Below are 18,358 nucleotides of genomic sequence, written 5' to 3' on the forward strand. Positions count from 1 at the left end.
CCCCACCACGCTCGCGGTACCAATCCATCCCCGCGAACCGCGACGCGCCAACCCTCTGCGCCGCCTCCGCGACCGTCAGCCCATCGCGTACAAGACACCAGAACTCACGACGAACCTGCTGCGGAAACACCCGCCGAGCCGCCATCACAGACACCCCTTCATCACGAGGTGTTGCATCCAGACCTTGAACCCAAGGGTCGAGGAATGTGGGTGGGCCACCGCTCGCGGTCATTTCGGATGACAGGTGTCACGGGGAGGTCGTGACACTTCGGCGAAGGTCGGCACGAGGTACGCCGTCACGCTGGACGCATGACACCAGCTGACGTGCCCGCGATCCGCGCGACCGGGCTGCGCAAGGCCTTCCGATCCACCGACGGCAACGCCGTGGTCGCGGTCGACGAGGTGGACCTGACCGTCCAGCCCGGCGAGATCGTGGCGTTCCTCGGCCCCAACGGTGCCGGCAAGACCACGACCGTCGACATGCTGCTCGGCCTCACGGCGCCGGACGCCGGGACGATCGAGGTCTACGGCACGTCGCCGGCCGACGCCGTACGGCAGGGGCTGGTGTCCGCGGTCATGCAGACCGGCGGCCTGCTCAACGACTTCACCGTCGAGGAGACCGTGCGCGCGATCGCCGCCCTGCACGGCCGGTCCGACCGGGTCGAGGTGGTGCTCGACCGCGCGCGCCTCACCGACCTGGCGACTCGGCGGGTGGAGGCCTGCTCAGGTGGTGAGCAGCAGCGGTTGAAGTTCGCGCTCGCCCTGCTGCCCGACCCGGACCTGGTCGTCCTCGACGAGCCGACCACCGGCATGGACGTCGGCGCGCGGCAGGAGTTCTGGCGGGCGATGCGCGAGGACGCCGCGCTCGGCCGCACCATCGTCTTCGCCACCCACTACCTCGCCGAGGCCGACGAGTTCGCCGAGCGCACCGTCCTGATGAACCACGGCCGCATCGTCCACGACGCCGCGACGACCGACGTGCGGGCGGCGTACGGCGGTCGCACGCTGACCTTCCGGCCGCCGGCCGAGGTGGTCGGCACCGACGGCATCGACGTCGACTGGCTCGCCCGGGTGCGCGCCGCCCTCGAGCCGCTGGGCGTCACCGACGTCGACGTCTCGGCCGCGAGCCTCGAGGCCGCGTTCCTCGCCCTCACCGCAGACAACGAGCCGATCGGAGCCGCACGATGACCGCGACCACCGCCACCACCACCCGCGTCACGGACGCCGTGCGCGCCACCCCCCGACCGGCGATGCTCACCTACGCGCGCCTCGACCTGCGTCGTCAGCTGCGAGACCGGATCGGCATGTTCTTCGTCGTCGGCCTGCCGACGTTCATGTACCTCGTCTTCGGGCTCGGCTCCGACGACCCCGTCGGCAGCGGCAACGTCGGGATGTACGTGATGATCTCGATGGCGGCGTACGGCGCGGTCACCGCGACCACCAGCGTCGCCGGGAGCGCCGCGACCGAGCAGGTGATGGGCTGGGGCCGCCAGCTCGGGCTCACGCCCATGCGGCCGCTTGCCTTCGTGGCCGCCAAGGCGGGGGTCGCGATGTCGGTGGCGGCGGTGCCGGTGCTCGCGATCTTCGCCATCGGGGCCGCGACCGGCGCGCGCGGCGACTGGTCGGACTGGGTGCTGTCGGGCGCGGTCGTGTGGCTCGGGTCGGCACTGTTCGCCGTCTACGGCCTGGCGATCTGCCTGGTCTTCCGCGGCCCCAACGCGGCCGGCATCGCGTCCGGGATGATCGTGGTGCTGGCCTTCCTGGGCAACGTCTTCACGCCGATGAGCGGCTTCATGCTCGACCTCGGCCGGTTCACGCCCCTCTACGGCTACGTGGCGCTGGCCCGCTTCCCCCTCACCGACGGGTGGCTTCCCGCGGGTGGTCGCGACGCGCTGTGGCTGCCGGTCGCTAACGTGCTCGCGTGGACGGTGATCTTCGGGCTGGTGGCGCTGTGGGGCGTACGCCGGAGCCGGGCGCGCACGTGACGGCGACGCCGCTGCCCGTCAACCCCTGGGAGAAGTGGGGGTGGGCCTTCGCCGCCATCTGGCTGGTGTTCCTCGTCTTCCCGATCATGTCGGTGCTCGACTCCGACGCGGGCGTGCCGGGCAAGGTCGGCGCCCTGCTGTGCATCGCCGGGTTCGCGGTGGCCAACGTGCTGGGCTACTCCTCCGGCTTCAGCACCTGGTGGGCCATGGGCCTCATGCTCGCACTGGGTCTCGCGACGCTGCCCGTGATCGGCATCGGCGTCATCTCCTTCACGCCCTACCTCGCCATCCTCTCGGCGCTCGAGCTGCCGTCCCCGTGGTGGAAGTGGTCCATCGCGCTCTGGTCGGCCGTCCCGATGCTGTCGCTGCTGGGCCTGGACGAGTTCCCGACCTACTTCTTCCTGATGCTCTGGCCGATCATGATCGGCGGCGTGATGCTGCGGCTCTTCGGTGAGCGGGAGCACGTCGCGAACACCGCGCTCCGCGAGCACGCCATCGTCGTCGAGCGCGAGCGCGTGGCGCGCGACGTGCACGACGTGCTCGGCCACTCCCTGACCGCGCTCTCGGTGAAGGCCGAGCTCGCCGCGCGGCTCATCGACATCGACCCCGCCCGCGCCAAGGAGGAGCTGGAGTCGATCCAGGCCACCGCACGACAAGCGCTGGCCGAGGTGCGGGCGACGGTCGGCGGGCTGCGCGCCGGCAACCTCGAGGCCGAGCTCGCCGCCGCACCCCGGGTGCTCGCCGACGCCGGCATCACCACGACCGTCGAGGGGTCCGTCGCCGACACCGACCCGCGCCACCGGGCGCTGCTGGCCTGGGTGCTGCGCGAGTCGGTCACCAACGTCGTACGCCACGCGCAGGCGCGGTCGGTCGTCATCGAGCTCGGCCCCGCCGGCATCGCCGTGACCGACGACGGCTCCGGCTGCGACGGCGCGGAGGGCAACGGCCTGCGCGGCATGCGCGAGCGCGTCACCGGCGTCGGTGGCACCCTCGCCGTCGGCCCGGCCGCCCCCGGCACCCGGGTGGAGGTGGCCCTACCGTGATCAGGCTGCTGCTCGCCGACGACCAGGCGCTCGTGCGTGGCGCACTGGCCGCGCTGCTCGACCTCGAGGCAGACCTCGAGGTCGTGGCGCAGGTCGGTCGCGGCGACGAGGTGGTCGACGCCGCCCGCGCCTCGGGGGCCGAGGTGTGCCTGCTCGACATCGAGATGCCCGGCCTCAACGGCATCGACGCCGCCGCGGCCGTACGACGCGAGCTGCCCGGCGTGCGGTCCCTGGTCGTCACGACCTTCGGCCGGCCGGGCTACGTCCGCCGGGCGATCGAGGCGGGGGCGTCGGGCTTCGTCGTCAAGGACACCCCGGCCCGCCAGCTCGCCGACGCCGTACGACGCGTCCACGCAGGCCTGCGGGTCATCGACCCGGACCTCGCCGCGGAGTCGCTGATCGACGGACCGAGCCCGCTCACCGGGCGCGAGCGCGAGCTGCTGACCCACGCCCTCGACGGGTCACCGGTGTCCACGATCGCCGCTCGCGTGCACCTCTCCGAGGGCACCGTCCGCAACCACCTGTCCGCGGCGATCGGCAAGACCGGCGCCACCACCCGCAGCGAGGCGGCCCGGATCGCGCAGGATCGCGGCTGGCTGTGAGCCGTGGTACCGAGATCAGAGCTCGCGACGCTCCTCGACGTGGGTCGTCTTCGAGCGCTGGTTGTTCATCACGAGGCCCAGCACGAGCGCCAGGACCCCGGCGATCACGAGGATCCAGCCGACCGTGGTCGGGTCGACGACCTCCTGGAGGGAGTCGGGGAACTCCTTGATCGCGAAGAGCAGGATCAGGCCGAGAACGAGCAGGAGGATGCCGAGTCCGATTCCCATGACGACTCCTTCGTGACTGGTGCGCGAGGTGCGGGCCGTCGGGGGCAGGACCGCTCCCGCAGCGTAGGGCTGGCAGGGGCCGAACGCGGGGACCCCGCCGCGCCGGGTGGCGTCGGACCGGTCCCCTACCCTCTCCCCATGACCGATCCCGCGGCCGACGCCGCGACCAGCCCCGAGGCCGAGACCGCGACGGACCGGGAGCGGCTCGCCGCGCTCGTCGCGCTCTGGTGGGGGGCCATCGACTCCTTCACCAAGGTGCTCGAGCACGTCGCCGACGACCAGTGGTCCGCCCCGACCGACCTGCCCGGCTGGGACGTCCGGGCCGTCGCCGCCCACACCGCCCACCTCGAGGCGCTGCTGGCCGGGCGCCCGCACGAGGAGGTCGAGATCGGCGAGGCGCCGCACGCGCGCGGGATGATGGGCCGGTTCACCGAGCAGGGCGTGCTGGCCCGGCGCGACGAGACGCCCGACGACCTCATCACCGAGATCCGCGAGTCGACGACCGCGCGCCACACCCAGCTGCTGGCCGACCCGCCCACCGACGCCTCGGCGCCCGCTCCCGGGGCCTTCGGCGCGATCGGCTGGACGACCGGGCTGCTGCTGCGCAACCGGCCGCTCGACGTGTGGATGCACGAGCAGGACGTGCGCCGCGCGCTCGCGATGCCGGGCAACCTCGACTCCGCGGCGGCCATCCACACCGCCGACTACCTCATGGAGAGCCTGCCCTACGTCGTCGGCAAGCGGGCGCAGGCGCCGGTCGGGTCCGTCGTACGCCTCGAGGTGGCCGGCCACCCGCCGGTGACCGTCGCCGTCGGGGAGAACGGGCGCGGTCGTCGCGCCACGTCCGACGACGGCGAGCCGACCGTCACGCTGGCCATGGACCGCGGGACCTTCGTCGTGCTGGCGGGTGGTCGCCGTTCCGCAGCCGCCGCCGACGTACGCCTCGCAGGCGACACCGAGCTCGGCGAGCGTGTGGTCGCCTCGCTCGGCGTGACCCCGTGAGCGATGCCTGGACGACCGCCGACATCGGCGACCTGACCGGTCGCACCGCCGTCGTCACCGGGCCGACGCTCGGCGGGCTCGGCTTCCACACCGCGCTCGAGCTCGCCCGTCACGGTGCCCGGGTGGTGCTCGCGGGGCGTACGCCCGACAAGCTCGCCGCGGCGGCCGAGGCGATCACCGACGAGGTGCCCGCCGCCTCGACCGAGGCGCTGGTCGTCGACCTGTCCGACCTGGGATCGGTGCGGGCGGCCGGGGAGGCGGCTGCAGGGCTCGGACCGCTGCACCTCCTGGTCAACAACGCCGGCATCATGGCTCCCCCTCTTCGCCGCACGAGCGACGGGCTGGAGTCGCAGATGGCGACCAACCACTTCGGCCCGTTCCTCCTCACCGGTCTGCTGCTCGACCAGCTGGCGGCGTCGGGTGACGGTCGCGTCGTCACGCTGTCGTCGCAGATGCACCGCGTCGCCCGGTCCGCGCCGCTCGCCGACCCGCAGGGCCAGCGCCACTACAGCCGGTGGCACGTCTACGGCCAGACCAAGCTGGCCAACCTGCTCTTCACCTTCGAGCTCGACCGGCGGCTGCGGCAGGCCGGCGCGCCGGTCCGTGCGCTGGCTGCGCACCCGGGTCTCGCCGGCACGCACCTCGCCGTCAACGGCCAGCTCGGCACCACCCGCGGCCGGCGCGCAGCCGTCCTCGACGGCGCGGTCAAGCTGGTCTCCCAGTCGGCCGAGACGGGCGCCCGACCCACCCTGATGGCGGCCACCGCCGACCTCCCGGGGACGACGTACGTCGGACCGAGCGGCCCCGCCGAGGCCGCCGGTCCGCCGCGGATCGTCGGCACCGCGCGACTGGCGCGTGACGAGGTGGCGCAGCGGCGGCTGTGGGAGCGCAGCGAGGAGACGGTCGGGCTCGCCTGGCCGCCGGCTCGGCCCTAGCGGCGGTCGTGCACCCGGACCAGCCCGGCCCGCGTACCGAGGTAGGCAGAGCCGTCCCGGCCGAGGGTGACCGTCGAGCCGTCGCTGCCGGCGAGCAGCCCGGTGCCGGTGCGCACGCCCCATCGCCGGCGACCGGAGTCGGCGTCGATCGCGGTGAGGTACCACGCGCTGACGCCGGTCAGCGAGGGCCGCTTGGCCCAGGCGTAGAGCAGTCCGTTGGGTCGGCTGGCGACGACGCCCGAGGCAGGCGACACGGCGTCGGTGGTCCAGGTCACCGCGCACCCGTCGTCCACCAGGTCGACCCGCGCCACGCCCGCACCGGCGGTGAAGCCGAGCAGCGCGCGGCGCGAGGAGGCGTAGCCGGCGTCGTTCGCCACCACGACACCCGCGCCCAGGTCGGCGAGGGTGCTGCGGGTGGCGCCCTCCCCCTTGTCGAAGACGGACTGCCGGCAGACCGTGCGACCGTCGTCGCGCGCGAGGAACCGCACGCCCAGGCGGTCCTCGACCTCGTCGGTGATGGCGACCGTCCCGCGGTCGACCAGCACCGGCGCGGACCCGCTCACGCCGTCGTACTCGCTGCGCCACGTGACCTGCGGCGTGCCGTCGCCGCCCACGACCAGGCGGTGCACGGCCTCGTCGGTGACGACGTACGCCGCCCCTGCGTCGACGGCGACGTCGTGGCGGACGTCCTCCCCGAGGTCGACGACGCCGACCTGGCCGGTCGTCGGGTCGAGCGTCCCGACGAGACCGGCGTGGGAGGCCCACCAGATGCGGCCCGAGAAGTCGGGTGCGACGGAGACGAGGCAGTCGCCGTAGGCGACGTAGGGCTTGAGGTCCCAGGTGGCGTCGGTCTCGAGGTCCGGCTCGCCCTCGTGGGACGTCCGCACTGCGAGCACCTGGCGGTCACCGGTGCCGACCACGGCCCGTTCGGCGTCGTCGAGGTAGAGGGACTCCCCGGCGCAGGCTGAGCCCTCCGGCAGGTCGGGCAGGTCCTGCGACGCGAGCGGCCGCAGGGTCTGGGGGTCGACGACGCGCAGGGCGCGGCCGTCGCCGGCGGCGCAGAGCGCGACGAGGAGACCGGTCGCGGTCTGCTCGAGCCGTCCGCACCGCTGGAGACCGAACCACGCCGTGTCGACCTCGGGCTGGTGGCCGAGCGGTCCCGGAACGTCGGCCGGCTCGCCGGCGAAGCGGTGGGGGTTGGGCGGGACCTCCTCGGCCGGCACCTGGTGGGGCGACGCCGGGCGACCGACGTACGACGGACCGGCCCACGCGCCCGGGGCCGGCGGGATCGGCAGCCAGCCGTCGGGGACGACCACGACGAGGAGGCCGACGATCGCGGCGGTCGCGGCCGTCCGGGTCACGACGCGACGGCTGACGTAGGCGCGGTCCTGGACCCACCAGCGGACCCGCGGGACCGCCAGCAGCGCGGCGGCGAGGACCAGGACCACGGGCCCCAGCGCCACCCACAGCAGCAGGAGCGCGCCGACCAGCCAGACCACCGGGCGACTCTAGGCGAGTCCCACCCGTCACACCGGGAGGCGCATCGGGGAGCACCCGATGCGTGCGTCACACGGTCAGTCGACGGGCGGCCGGGGCAGTGGCGCGGTCAGGGTGAGCGCGGCGAACGATCCGTGCCCGCCCCCGCTGCGCAGGAAGATGCGCGAGCGCCGCGGCGCCGGCACGCGTGAGCGCGGAGCCTCATGGATCGGGATGACGTCGGCGTCGGGTCCGTCGGTCGTCTCGGGTCCGGGCCGGGCGACCAGCGCGCCGGTGAACTGCTCGAGCGACTTGATGCGACCCGTGAGATCGATCCCCTGGGCGTTTCGGTCGTGCTTCATGGGCGGACTCCTTCTGTCCCCACCTGACGGCCCCCCACGGACCGTCTGCAGAGGACGCTAGGAGCCCGGCCGCCGGACTTCCTTTACTCATGGAAGTCTGGGAGAAGCCTTCGGGAGACGGTCCAGACCAGGGCTCCCGAGACCCGTGGAACCTTGACCGCCGCTCCGGGTCCGGACGCACGAGAGCACCTTGCAGGCAGTTCGAGCACCAGGACCCCGGCCTCACGCTCAGCCGCGCGGCGCGAGCCGCGAACTGCCTTCATGGTGCTTCCGCCGGCCGGGGCGCACGAGAGCCGGGGGTCGTACGACTCTCGTCGTACGGCCTCCGGCTCTGTCCGACAGTCCCCTGTGCTGTCGGTCCCCGTGCTTCAGGCGACGGGCTGACGGACCGTGGACCCCCCGTCCACGGCCGCGCGCGGCCGCGGTACCGACGGCCGCGCCTCGGCGCTGACGTCGTACCCGGGCTCCCCCACGGAGCCGATGCGGATCATCGGGCCACGCCCGATGTGCCGGTCACCCTGGTGGTGCTCGTGGTCATCTCGTTCTCCCCATGTCGAGTGCTCACGACAAGAAGGATGCTCCTGCGGCCGTTCTGATACATCCGTGTTTCTACCGAGGTCCAGACCAGCTCGGGCATCAGCCCCACCTTGCCGACCTCGATCGCGAGCCGGCTGCAGTGGGTGAGGTCGTACCTCGGGTGCGACCTCCGCGTAGCTGCAGGTCGGGGCGGCCTGCCAGTTCAGCGGACGCGGCCCACCTTGAGGGTCACGACCTTCTTCGCGCCGCCGGCCGACAGCGTGACCTTGACCTTGAGCACCTTGCCCCTGAGGGCCTTGGTGACCTTCAGGCGGGACGCGGTGGCCTTCTTGACCTTCTTTGCGCCGGCGTACCACTGGAAGGCGTAGCCCACGCGCGTGCGCAGCTCCGCGACCGCGTTGGTGACCTTGACCGTTCTGCCGACGACCGGCTTGCCCTTCACCTTCAGGGCCTTGGCGACCGCGGTGAGCTGGCCGGCCACGTCGGGGGTCACCGGCGGAGCCGGGACGGGCGCCGTCGGCGTCGGCGTCGGCGTCGGCACCGGCGTGGTCGGGACGGGCACCGGAGTCTGTGACGATCGGAGCACCGCGTCCTTTCCCCCGACCATGCCGCCCGGGGCGACCGTGATGTCGTCGGCCAGGTCGAGCGAGCTCTTGTCGTTCCAGTACTCGGTGACGAGCGAGCCGAAGTCGTCCTCGAAGGCGAGGCGGTAGGTGCCGCCGGGGAGCCCGCCGAGGCGGTACGCACCGTCCTCGACGTAGGTGCCGTTGACGTACTCCCACTCGCCCGCGACCTTCTCGTAGGCGGAGACCCAGACCCAGTCGACGAACGCGGGGCCGGAGACGCTGCCGGTGATCGTCGCGGCGAGCGCCAGCTCGGCGTCGAGGCCGGTGACCGTCTGCCCGGCGGTCACGGTGACCGGCGTGGCTTCCTCCCAGGTCTGGGCGTCGTCCCAGAGCTCGCTGAGGTAGGAGTCGGTGAAGTCGTAGAACCCGACGACGTACTGACCCGAGGGCAGTCCCTGCAGCTCGAAGGCACCGTCGGCGTCGGTGGTGGCCTGGAAGAACTCCTCCGACCCCCCGGTGCGCTGCGCGTAGACGAAGACGCCGTCCAGTGCGGCTCCGCCGGCGCCGCGCACGGTGCCGCTGATCCGCCCGCCGAGGGCGAGGTCCGCGTCCTTGCCGGTCACGGTCTCGCCGGCCACGACCGGGACGGAGGTGGCCGCGGCGAGGCTCGTGGCGTCGTCCCAGAACTCGGTCAGGTGGACGGACGCGTCGTCGCGGAAGCGGAGCCGGTAGCTGTCGGTGGGCAGGCCGCCGAGGCGGTAGGTGCCGGTCTCGTCGCTGACGGTCGAGGTGTACCAGGTCCACTCGCCCTCGGCGGTGTCGAAGACGTACGCCGTCACGCCGACGTCTGCGAGGGGGCCACCGGACCCTGAGACGCTCCCGGTGATGAGGCCACCGCGCGCCAGCCGAGCGTCCTTGCCGGCGGTGACCTGGCCCTCGCGCACGACGACGTCCCGCGCGGCGCCCACAGTTGCGGCGTCGTCCCAGAACTCGGGGAGGTAGGTGGCGCCCTCGTCGGTGAACCCGAGGCGGTAGCTGCCCCCGGGCAGGCCGCCGAGGTCGTACGAGCCGTCGGCCGACGTGGTGGTCTCGCCCCGAAGCTCCCAGCTGGTGTCGTCGTAGGGCCAGGTGTGGCGATAGGCCGCGACCGTCACGTAGGCGAGCGGCGCGTCGGCCGCGCCGGTGACGACGCCGGTGACGTGGCCCGCGGTCGTGACCACGACGGTCTTGCCGGTGAGCGCGGCGCCCGGTGCGACGTACAGGTCATCGGCGTCCTTGAGCGTGCTCCAGTTCGACCAGTACTCGGTCGCGTGGTCACCCGTGGGGTCCACGAAGCCGAGGCGGTAGGTACCGGCCTCGACACCGGTGAAGTGGTAGGTGCCGGTGGCGTCGGTCTCGGTGTCGTCGACGTCGTAGATGTCCCCGTCGTCGTTGAGGTAGAGCGTGACCTCGGCTCCCGCGATGGGGGCACCACCGGTGACGAGCATCTGGCCGCTGATGCTCCCGAGGGCGGCAGCGGCGGTGCCGCTGGAGGCGGGGACGAGGGTGCCGGTGAGGGCCACCAGGAGTCCCAGCAGGAGGAGGACGGCGGAACGGAGCGAACGCAAGGCACGACCTTTCGAGGTGCCCCACAGGCGCCGGAGCAGGTGCCCGAGATGCTAGGGGATCGTCAGGGTCGCCATGACGCGAATCATCGGATCGGTCCCGCGACGTGACCAGGCCGCTCCGCCCAGGGCTGTCAGGCGGCTGCCCGGGACTCGCTCTCGAGCTTGCGGCCGAGCAGGCGTCGCGTACGACGGTCGCCCGTGGCCATCTTGTAGAGGATGGCGAGCTGCTGCGGCGCGTTCTTCTTGTTCGTCGTCGCGAGCCAGCCGTTGGGCAGCGAGAGCCGGATGACCTTGTGCCAGGCCGACGCGACCTGCTGGGGCATCGGCCGCGCGCAGTAGGTGAGGTCGTACTTCTCGAAGAGGGCCTGCACCTTGGGCGCGATCTCGCCGTAGCGGTTGGACGGCAGGTCGGGGAAGAGGTGGTGCTCGATCTGGTGCGAGAGGTTGCCGGTCATCAGGTGGAGGAACTTCGAGCCGGAGATGTTGGCGCTGCCGAGCATCTGCCGGACGTACCACTCGCCCTTGCTCTCGCCCTCGATGGAGCGCTTCTCAAATGTCTCGACGCCCTCGGGGAAGTGGCCGCAGAGGATGACGGAGTTGGACCAGAGGTTGCGCACGACGTTGGCGGTGAAGTTGGCCGCGAGGGTCGGGACGAAGGAACCGGTGGGGATCGACAGGACCGGGTGGACGACGTAGTCCTTGGTGGCCTGCTTGCGGATCTTGCCGAGGACGGCCTTCACGCGGCGGCGGAACTCGGGGTCCTTGGTCTGCTTCTTCTTGATCACCGCGCCGAGCTCGAGGTCGTAGGCGGCGATGCCGTACTCGAAGAACACGGCGTTGATGAAGCAGAAGAGCGGCTGGGCGAGCGAGGCCGGGGTCCAGGTCTGGTCCTCGTCGACGCGCATGATGCCGTAGCCGAGGTCGTTGTCCTTGCCGATGACGTTGGTGTAGGTGTGGTGGAGCTCGTTGTGGCTGTGCTTCCACTGCTCGGCGGGCGAGGCCATGTCCCACTCCCAGGTCGAGGAGTGGATCTTGGGGTCGCGCATCCAGTCCCACTGGCCGTGGAGGATGTTGTGGCCGATCTCCATGTTGTCGAGGATCTTGGAGATGCTCAGGCCGGCGGTGCCGAGCACCCAGGCCGGCGGGAACGCGCTGAAGAGCAGGACCGCACGCGAGCCGAGCTCGATCTTGCGCTGGGTGTCGATGACGCGCCGGATGTACGCCGCGTCGTCGGCGCCGCGGTCGTCGAGGATGTCCTGGCGGATGGCGTCGAGCTCGATGCCGATCTGCTCGATGTCGGCCTCGGTGAGGTGCGCGATCGGGTTCGTCTGGCCGAGGACGGCCTTCTTCTGGATCGTGGTCATGTCGATCTCCTCAGGGGTGTTGGAGGTCAGGCGTCAGTGGTCGATGTGGCACGGGCCGGCGGCGGCGTTGATGCAGGTCTGCACCTTGAGGTCGCCGGTCTCGCCGGGGACGGCGGTGGTGATCGCGCCGTTGCGGAGGTCTCGCACGCTGCCCTCGCGCAGCGGGATGACGCAGCCCATGCAGATGCCCATGCGGCAGCCGCTCGGCATCAGCATCCCGGCGTCCTCGGCGGCGTCGAGGATGGGCGTCGCCCCGTCGAGGTCGAGCGTCGTGCCCGAGCTGAAGGTGACGGTGCCGCCGTCGCCGGGCTCGACGCGGGCGGTGCGGAACTGCTCGGTGGTCAAGGTGATGCCGGCTGCCTCGTGGTGGGCGGCGAGGGCGTCGAGCAGGCCGGCCGGGCCACAGGCGAGGGTCTGGCGCTCGGCGAGGTCGGGGACCAGGTCGGCGAGCTGGTCGACGTCGAGGACGCCGTGCTCGTCGTCGTAGCGCGCCACGAGGCGGATCGCGCCCGCGGCGTCGAGCGCCTCGAGGTCGCGGATGAAGATCGAGTGGGGGTGGCTGGGCGCGACGTGGACGACCACGATGTCGTGGTCGGCGCTGCGGTCCGGCCGGAGCACGCCCTCGTCGGTGCTCGGGAAGAGGTTGCGCAGCATGCCGATCACCGGCGTGATGCCGGACCCGGCGGTGACCATGAGGAACTTGCCGCCCTCAGGCGGAAGCACGAACTCACCGGCCGCCTGCTCGAGGTGGACCAGGGTGCCGGGTCGCGCCTCGTGGACGAGGTGGTTGCTGACCAGGCCGTCGGGGACGGCCTTGACGGTGATCGAGATGCGGCCGTCGCGGCGCGGGCCGTGGGTGAGTGAGTAGGCCCGCCACTGGCGTACGCCGTCGACGTCGATGCCGATGCGGAGGTACTGGCCGGGCACGTGGCCCGCCCAGTCGGCACCGGGGCGGATCACGATGGTCGCGGCGTCGGCGGTCTCGGGGTGCACCGACTCGATGCGTCCGCGCAGATCGGCGCCGGAGCGCAGGGGCGCGAAGAGGTCCATGAAGTCGGCCGGCAGGTAGGGCGTGGTGGCGGCCTCGGCGACGCGGACGAGGTGGTCGCCCAGTCGACGGCTCCGGGCACTGCCGCGGGCGGGCGGCTCGAGAGTCGTGGTCATGGCATCCAATCTCCCCGATGTCGGCCCGTTCTTCCTGCCCTCCTCACGTGAATCGGGGCTAGACTCTTGTTCGTCGCGAACAAAACAGACCTCAGGAGTCCCGATGGTCACTCGCCCTGTGCGCCCGACCACACAAATACAGACCATCGTCGGGCTGGACCCGAAGGTGGCCGCCGCGCTGCGGTCCCACCTCGCGGAGGTCGCCGACAGCGCAGTGCTGACCATCATCGACGAGGTGCCTAGCTATGCGGGCGCCTGGAGTGGGCGGATGGGCGAGGTGATCCGCAACGCGGTGCAGCTGGCGCTCGGCGGCTTCCTCACGCTCGCCACCCGTCAGGACGCCGACGCCCCGAAGGCGCCGGCCATCGAGGGCGCCTACCAGCTCGGCCGCGGCGAGGCGCGCAGCGGTCGTACGGCCGAGGCGCTGCTCGCGGCCTACCGGATCGGCGCCCGCGCCTCGTGGCGCGACATGTCCGGCGTGGCCGTGGAGGCCGGGGTCGACGCGGGCCAGCTCGCGAAGTTCGCCGAGCTGGTGTTCGCCTACATCGACGAGCTGTCGGCGGCCTCGGTCGCCGGGCACACCGACGAGCTGGAGAGCAGCGGGCGCGTCCGGCAGCGCAACCTCGAGCGGCTGGCGCGGGCCCTGCTCACCGGCGCGCCCGCCGACGCGACCAACGCCGCTGCCGAGCGGGCCGACTGGGAGCCGCCTGGTGCGCTGACCGCGCTGGTGCTGCCGGAGTCGCAGGTCTCGCACGCCGTCACCGCCCTCGACCCGGGCACGCTCCAGCCGAGCGACGACGTCCCGGGGCTGCCGGAGGGCCACGCCTCGCTGCTCGTGCCCGGCACCGGCTCCGCCACCGCGCGTCGTACGTTGCTCCGTGCCCTGCGCGGCACCGACGCGGTCGTCGGCCCCGCCGTGCCCTGGCTGGAGGCAGCTGCGTCCTACCGTCGCGCCCTGCGCTGCGCGGCCCTCGGCCTCGACGGGCTCGTCGACTCCGACGAGCACCTCGCCTCGCTGGTGCTGGCCGCCGACGCGTCCGCCCGGGACGACCTCCGCGCGCGGGTGCTCGCCCCTCTCGCCGACCTGCGCCCCTCGACCGCCGAGAAGCTGACCGACACCCTCCGCAGCTGGCTGCTCAACCATGGCCGCCGGGACGCGGTGGCCGAGGAGCTGTTCGTCCACGCCCAGACCGTGCGCTACCGCGTCGGCCAGCTCCGGGAGATCTACGGCGACCGGCTCGAGGACCCGGCCTTCGTGCTCGACGCCACCCTCGCGCTGGCCTGACCGCTCTCGAGCGGTGCGCCAGCCACATTCCTGACCCGTGGCAGGTGGGTGGGGCACCGCTCAGGGGCGGGCGTACGCCGTCTCGCCCGCGACCCAGGTCTCGACGACGTGGTCGGCGAAGGACCGCAGCCGCCGGGCGTGGTCGCGGTCCGACGCCCCGTCGAGGGGGTCGGCGTCGAGGAGCACCAGGTCGGCGTGGTGCCCGACCGCGACCGTGCCCCAGCCGTCGGTCGAGGCGGCGAGCGCCTCGCGGGCGGTGATCGACTGCTCGGGGTGCCACGGCTCGCGGTCGTCGCCGGAGCGGTGGACCGCGCTGGCGATGGCGAGCCACGGGTCGAGCGGGGAGACCGGGGCGTCCGAGCCGAGGACGACGTCGACGCCGTCGTCGAGCATCCACCGCAGCGGGAAGCAGCGCTCCGCGCGGCCCGGCCAGAGCCGCTCGGTGACGTCACGGTCGTCGAGGAGGTGCGCGGGCTGCACGCTGGCGCGCACGCCGAGGCGCGCCATGCGGCGTACGTCGTCACGCGTGGTGAGCTGCACGTGCTCGATGCCGCCGCGGGCGCCGGTGTCCTCGAAGGCGGCGAGCGCCTCGGTGACCGCGCGGTCGCCGATGGCGTGGACGGCGACCTCGAGCCCGCCGGCCGCGGCGCGGGCCAGCAGCGCGCGAAGCTCGTCCGGGCTCTGGTTGGGCTGACCCTCCTCGAACCCGGGGACGGCCTTCTCCGCGTAGGGCTCGCAGCACCACGCGGTCCGGGTGTTGAGCGAGCCGTCGCTGATGATCTTGAGCGGCCCCATCGTCAGGCGCGGGTCGTCGGCGAGCGGGTCGCCGGAGCGCAGGCCGCGGGCGAGCACGTCGTCGAGCCCGTCGGCGTAGCAGGCGTGACGGATCCGCAGCAGGTCGGCGCCGCCGGCCCACCGCGCGGCCCAGTCGGCGACGCCGCCGCTGAACTCGAGGTCGACGAGCCCCACGACGCCCTGCGCCGCCGCGGCCTCCATCGAGCGTCGGTAGGCGTCGGGGCCGGTGCCGTCCTGGCCCAGCACGGACGCGAGCCGGCCGTAGGCCATGAACCACTCGGCCTCGCTCACGACGCTGTCGCGGATCGGCAGGGCGAGCGCGTGGAGCGCGATGGTGTTGAGCCAGCCGTGGTGGCCGTCGCCGGCGATGAGCACGATCGGCAGGTCGGTCCCGATGGCGTCGAGGTCGGAGACCGTGGGGTTGTCGGGCCACGCGGTCGGCCGGTGCCCCCACCCGATGACGGGCAGGTCGGGCCACTCCTCCAGCCGCGCGCGCACGAGCGCGACGGCCTCGGCGCTCGACCGGGCGGGGCCGAGGTCGAGCCGCGCGGACGCGAGCGTCCACTGGCCGAGGTGCACGTGCTGGTCCCAGAGCCCGGGCATCAGCCAGCGCCCGGCCGCGTCGTACGACGTCTCGTCGCCGCTCAGCGACGCTCCGACCTCGACCACCCGGCCCCCGTCGAGGCGTACGTCGAGAAGTCCCGGGACGGCCTCGGTGACGGCGACGAGGCGGGCGTTGCGGATCAGCACGAGGCCACCGTAGGAGGTGGGGCTCACCGCTCGACCGCGACCCCGCCCACCCACACCGCGAGGGGTCGGGAGAGCGCGGTCACGTCGGTCGCAAGGTCGCCGTCGACGACGAGCAGGTCGGCGAGCCGGCCGGTCGCGAGACGACCGGCGTCGATGCCGCAGTCGTCGGCTGCCACCGAGGTAGCGGTCGCGAGCGCCTCGTCCACCGGCCACCCGCCCCGCACCAGCTCGGCGACCGCACGCCACAGGTCGCCGTGGCGCTTCGCCGGCATCGCTCCGGCGTCGAGCCCGGAGACGACGCGGATGCCGTGCTCGCGCAGGCGCACGGAGTTGGCGGCGACCCGCGCGAAGTGCTCGTCGCGGTCGGTGATGCCGATCCGCTGGAGCATCTCGAGGACGTGCGGCGGCATGGCCGACTCCGGCGGGAACCGCGCCGGGTCGTTGCCCAGCGTCGGGCAGACGGTGACACCCGCATCCGAGACGCGGGTGAGCAGGTCGGGAGGTGGGTCGGCCCCGCCCTCGGTCATGCACGTGAAGTGCTCGATCCCGTCGACCCCGGCGTCGGTCGCGACCTCCGCCCCGGCGACCGAGTGGGCGTGCGCGACGATCCGAAGGCCGGCCGCGTGGGCGGCACCCACCAGCCGGTGCAGCGGAGCGACGGCGAACTGGGCGCCGAGCATGTCGCTGCCGGGCGTCAGGAAGCCGCCGCTCGCCATCACCTTGACGATGTCGACGCCGCGCTCCACCCGCTCCGCCACTGCGCGGTCCACCGTGGCGGGGTCGTCCGGGTCGACGTCACCGCCGAGGAACCAGCAGTGCCCGAGCGGGATCGTGATCGGTGGACCGGCAGCCACCACCCGCGGCAGCCCCTCGCCCTCCCGTCCGCGGTGCTCCAGCACGCGGTAACCGGCGTCACCGAGGTCGCGGACGCTGGTCACCCCTGCCGTGACCTGCGCCCGCAGGCCGGCCGTCACCACCTCGTCCACCGCGGCCGGGGCGGCAGTGCCGGCCCACTCGAGGCTCCCGGGCGTGCCGGGGAAGGCTCCCGACGCGACGAGGTGGACGTGGCAGTCGACCAGCCCGGGCAGGAGGGTGCCGCCGACGTCCGTGACGGGTACGTCGTCCGGCGGGCGGAAGCCGGCGGTCTCGACGCCGACGACCCGGTCACCCTCGATGACCACCGTCGCGCCGTCCGGCAGGAACCGCGCCCCGTCGAACGCGCGGCCCGCCCGCAACGCCCACCGGGAGCCCATCTCCCGATGGTGCGCCCGGGCAGCCCCGGCCGCACCGGGGTGGCTCCCTGGACCAGACCACCCGGCCGGCTGACATGATGGCGCCGTGAAGTGGCGGGGGCCTGCAGCACTGGTCGCGCTCCTGGCGATCGGTGTCGGGGGCGGCTACGCCGCGTCCGCACAGAGCCGCGAGGGCTCCATCGGGTCGGGCGTCCCCGCCCCGGTGCCCGCACAGGCCCCGGAGATGCCGGTCGAGGCACCGCAGCCCCCCGCCCCCGATCCGACCGACCCCCCGCTCGAGCCCGACATCGCGATGGCCCCGCAGAAGGTCGGCACCGGCAAGTTCGAGATCACCTTCCCCGCCCCCGTCGGGTGGAGCACCAACGCCAACGCCAGCAACGAGTGGAAGTGGAAGAAGCCGGGCACGTCCAACAACACCTACGTGATGCGGATCGAGCAGATCAACAGCCAGGACATCACGATCGAGGACGCGATCAACATCCGCATCGAGCGGCTGCGCGCCGAGCAGGACGACGTGGTCATCGTCGACCGCGGTGCCGAGACGCTCGAGTACACCTACCGCAGCAACGAGGGCAACGCCCGCCACAGCTTCATGCGATGGCTCGACCTCGACGCCAGCGGCCAGGCCGACGTGGAGATCGTCGTGCACGGCCGCGAGAAGGACGTCCCCGGCACGCGCGACCTCATCCGCCGGGTGGCCGAGGGCATGCAGGGGGCGGGCGGCGGGCCTGTCGGCTGAGCACACCCCCACGGACTAGGTTGGCGCCCGTGAACTGGCGGGGGACGGCAGTGCTCGCGCTGCTGCTCGCCATCGGGGTCGCGGCGGGGTTCGGCGCGTCCTGGGTCCTGGGCGAGAACCCGTCGGGGGGCGGGTCGGCCGCACCGGTGCCCGCCTCGCCCAGCCTGCCGGTCGACCCCGTTCCCGAGGTGCTGCCAGATCCCCGCACCCCGCCGCTGGAGGCGGGGGTCCCGCTGGTGTCCCAGTCGGTCGGCGCCGGCGACTTCCGGATGACCTTGCCGGTCCCGAAGGGCTGGACCTTCTCCGAGAACTCCCTGAACGAGTGGCAGTGGCGACCGCCCGGCCAGCCGGACTTCGGCTACGTCCTGCGGGTCGAGCAGGTGCTGAGCAACCGCCGGTCGATCGCGTGGACGCTCGACCGACGGATCGACGAGCTCCGCGAGGACGAGAGCAACGTCGAGGTCCTCGACCAGACCAACGACAGCCTGCACTTCTCCTTCATCACGTCGAACCACCTGCGCCACGGCTACCTGCGGTGGCTCGACCTGACGGGTTCCGACAACGCCCAGGTGGAGATCGCCGTCACCGGACGTGAACGCGACGACCCGGGGATGGCCGACCTGATCGCCAGGGTCGGGTCGGGCATCCGGCTCGGCTGAGCTGCG

17 protein-coding genes are annotated in these 18,358 nt (G+C 73.0%); 9 read left to right on the forward strand and 8 right to left on the reverse strand.

Translation table 11 applies throughout. From position 1 onward, the window contains the following. The first annotated feature begins 309 nt into the window (after window positions 1-309). Genes AC1DP1_RS03665 through AC1DP1_RS03680 form a run of 4 tightly spaced genes read left to right on the forward strand, consistent with a single transcriptional unit; the run spans window position 310 to window position 3,630 of the window. On the forward strand, window positions 310-1,188 hold the full coding sequence (locus AC1DP1_RS03665; protein ID WP_477505690.1) for an ABC transporter ATP-binding protein: 879 nt from the start codon (window positions 310-312) through the stop codon (window positions 1,186-1,188). After that, complete coding sequence (locus AC1DP1_RS03670; RefSeq protein WP_477505691.1) at window positions 1,185-1,985, forward strand: ABC transporter permease; 801 nt, start codon at window positions 1,185-1,187, stop codon at window positions 1,983-1,985. Before AC1DP1_RS03665 ends, AC1DP1_RS03670 begins: the two co-directional genes overlap by 4 nt. Then, the gene (locus AC1DP1_RS03675) at window positions 1,922-3,028 is read left to right on the forward strand and encodes a sensor histidine kinase (protein ID WP_457184549.1); all 1,107 of its coding nucleotides are present in this window, start codon (window positions 1,922-1,924) and stop codon (window positions 3,026-3,028) included. The genes AC1DP1_RS03670 and AC1DP1_RS03675 overlap by 64 nt, the downstream gene beginning before the upstream one ends. Beyond that, the gene (locus AC1DP1_RS03680) at window positions 3,025-3,630 is read left to right on the forward strand and encodes a response regulator (protein ID WP_457184550.1); all 606 of its coding nucleotides are present in this window, start codon (window positions 3,025-3,027) and stop codon (window positions 3,628-3,630) included. The genes AC1DP1_RS03675 and AC1DP1_RS03680 overlap by 4 nt, the downstream gene beginning before the upstream one ends. A gap of 15 nt (window positions 3,631-3,645) precedes the next feature. Here AC1DP1_RS03680 and AC1DP1_RS03685 read toward each other — a convergent pair whose 3' ends face one another. Further along, window positions 3,646-3,858, reverse strand: a complete 213-nt coding sequence (locus AC1DP1_RS03685; RefSeq protein WP_457184552.1) for a DUF6458 family protein — start codon at window positions 3,856-3,858, stop codon at window positions 3,646-3,648. Window positions 3,859-3,996: 138 nt separating this feature from the next. Between AC1DP1_RS03685 and AC1DP1_RS03690 the strand changes: the two genes are divergently transcribed. Together AC1DP1_RS03690 and AC1DP1_RS03695 are read left to right on the forward strand one after the other, a co-directional pair. Continuing rightward, a complete protein-coding gene (locus AC1DP1_RS03690) occupies window positions 3,997-4,860 on the forward strand; it encodes a maleylpyruvate isomerase family mycothiol-dependent enzyme (RefSeq protein ID WP_477505692.1) in 864 nt (287 codons plus the stop codon). Further along, window positions 4,857-5,795, forward strand: coding sequence for an oxidoreductase (locus tag AC1DP1_RS03695; protein WP_477505693.1), 939 nt, complete (start codon window positions 4,857-4,859; stop codon window positions 5,793-5,795). Before AC1DP1_RS03690 ends, AC1DP1_RS03695 begins: the two co-directional genes overlap by 4 nt. Here AC1DP1_RS03695 and AC1DP1_RS03700 read toward each other — a convergent pair. The 5 genes from AC1DP1_RS03700 to AC1DP1_RS03720 form a co-directional block, all read right to left on the reverse strand. Beyond that, on the reverse strand, window positions 5,792-7,294 hold the full coding sequence (locus AC1DP1_RS03700; RefSeq protein ID WP_477505694.1) for a hypothetical protein: 1,503 nt from the start codon (window positions 7,292-7,294) through the stop codon (window positions 5,792-5,794). The two genes, AC1DP1_RS03695 and AC1DP1_RS03700, sit on opposite strands and share 4 nt — an antisense overlap. A 75-nt stretch (window positions 7,295-7,369) precedes the next feature. Next, window positions 7,370-7,633 carry a hypothetical protein gene (locus tag AC1DP1_RS03705; RefSeq protein ID WP_477505695.1) on the reverse strand — a complete coding sequence of 88 codons (264 nt, stop codon included), beginning with the start codon at window positions 7,631-7,633 and terminating at the stop codon, window positions 7,370-7,372. 739 nt (window positions 7,634-8,372) lie between these two features. Next, complete coding sequence (locus AC1DP1_RS03710; protein ID WP_477505696.1) at window positions 8,373-10,343, reverse strand: MSCRAMM family protein; 1,971 nt, start codon at window positions 10,341-10,343, stop codon at window positions 8,373-8,375. 131 nt (window positions 10,344-10,474) lie between these two features. After that, on the reverse strand, window positions 10,475-11,707 hold the full coding sequence (locus AC1DP1_RS03715) for a fatty acid desaturase family protein (RefSeq protein WP_457184557.1): 1,233 nt from the start codon (window positions 11,705-11,707) through the stop codon (window positions 10,475-10,477). A gap of 33 nt (window positions 11,708-11,740) precedes the next feature. Next, on the reverse strand, window positions 11,741-12,871 hold the full coding sequence (locus AC1DP1_RS03720; RefSeq protein ID WP_457184558.1) for a ferredoxin reductase: 1,131 nt from the start codon (window positions 12,869-12,871) through the stop codon (window positions 11,741-11,743). Window positions 12,872-12,974: 103 nt separating this feature from the next. Here AC1DP1_RS03720 and AC1DP1_RS03725 point away from each other — a divergent pair, with 103 nt between their 5' ends. Next, window positions 12,975-14,156, forward strand: coding sequence for a PucR family transcriptional regulator (locus tag AC1DP1_RS03725; RefSeq protein WP_477505697.1), 1,182 nt, complete (start codon window positions 12,975-12,977; stop codon window positions 14,154-14,156). A gap of 60 nt (window positions 14,157-14,216) precedes the next feature. On the opposite strand, the gene AC1DP1_RS03730 is transcribed toward AC1DP1_RS03725, so the two are convergent. Then, the gene (locus tag AC1DP1_RS03730) at window positions 14,217-15,728 is read right to left on the reverse strand and encodes an amidohydrolase (protein WP_477505698.1); all 1,512 of its coding nucleotides are present in this window, start codon (window positions 15,726-15,728) and stop codon (window positions 14,217-14,219) included. Further along, the gene (locus AC1DP1_RS03735; RefSeq protein WP_477505699.1) at window positions 15,725-16,954 is read right to left on the reverse strand and encodes an amidohydrolase family protein; all 1,230 of its coding nucleotides are present in this window, start codon (window positions 16,952-16,954) and stop codon (window positions 15,725-15,727) included. The genes AC1DP1_RS03730 and AC1DP1_RS03735 overlap by 4 nt, the downstream gene beginning before the upstream one ends. Window positions 16,955-17,039: 85 nt before the next feature. On the opposite strand from AC1DP1_RS03735, the gene AC1DP1_RS03740 reads away from it, so the two are divergent. Beyond that, window positions 17,040-17,693, forward strand: a complete 654-nt coding sequence (locus tag AC1DP1_RS03740) for a hypothetical protein (protein WP_477505700.1) — start codon at window positions 17,040-17,042, stop codon at window positions 17,691-17,693. A gap of 29 nt (window positions 17,694-17,722) precedes the next feature. Continuing rightward, complete coding sequence (locus AC1DP1_RS03745) at window positions 17,723-18,352, forward strand: hypothetical protein (RefSeq protein WP_477505701.1); 630 nt, start codon at window positions 17,723-17,725, stop codon at window positions 18,350-18,352. The last annotated feature ends 6 nt before the right edge of the window (window positions 18,353-18,358 follow it).

This window comes from Nocardioides sp. P4_G10, assembly GCF_056401175.1.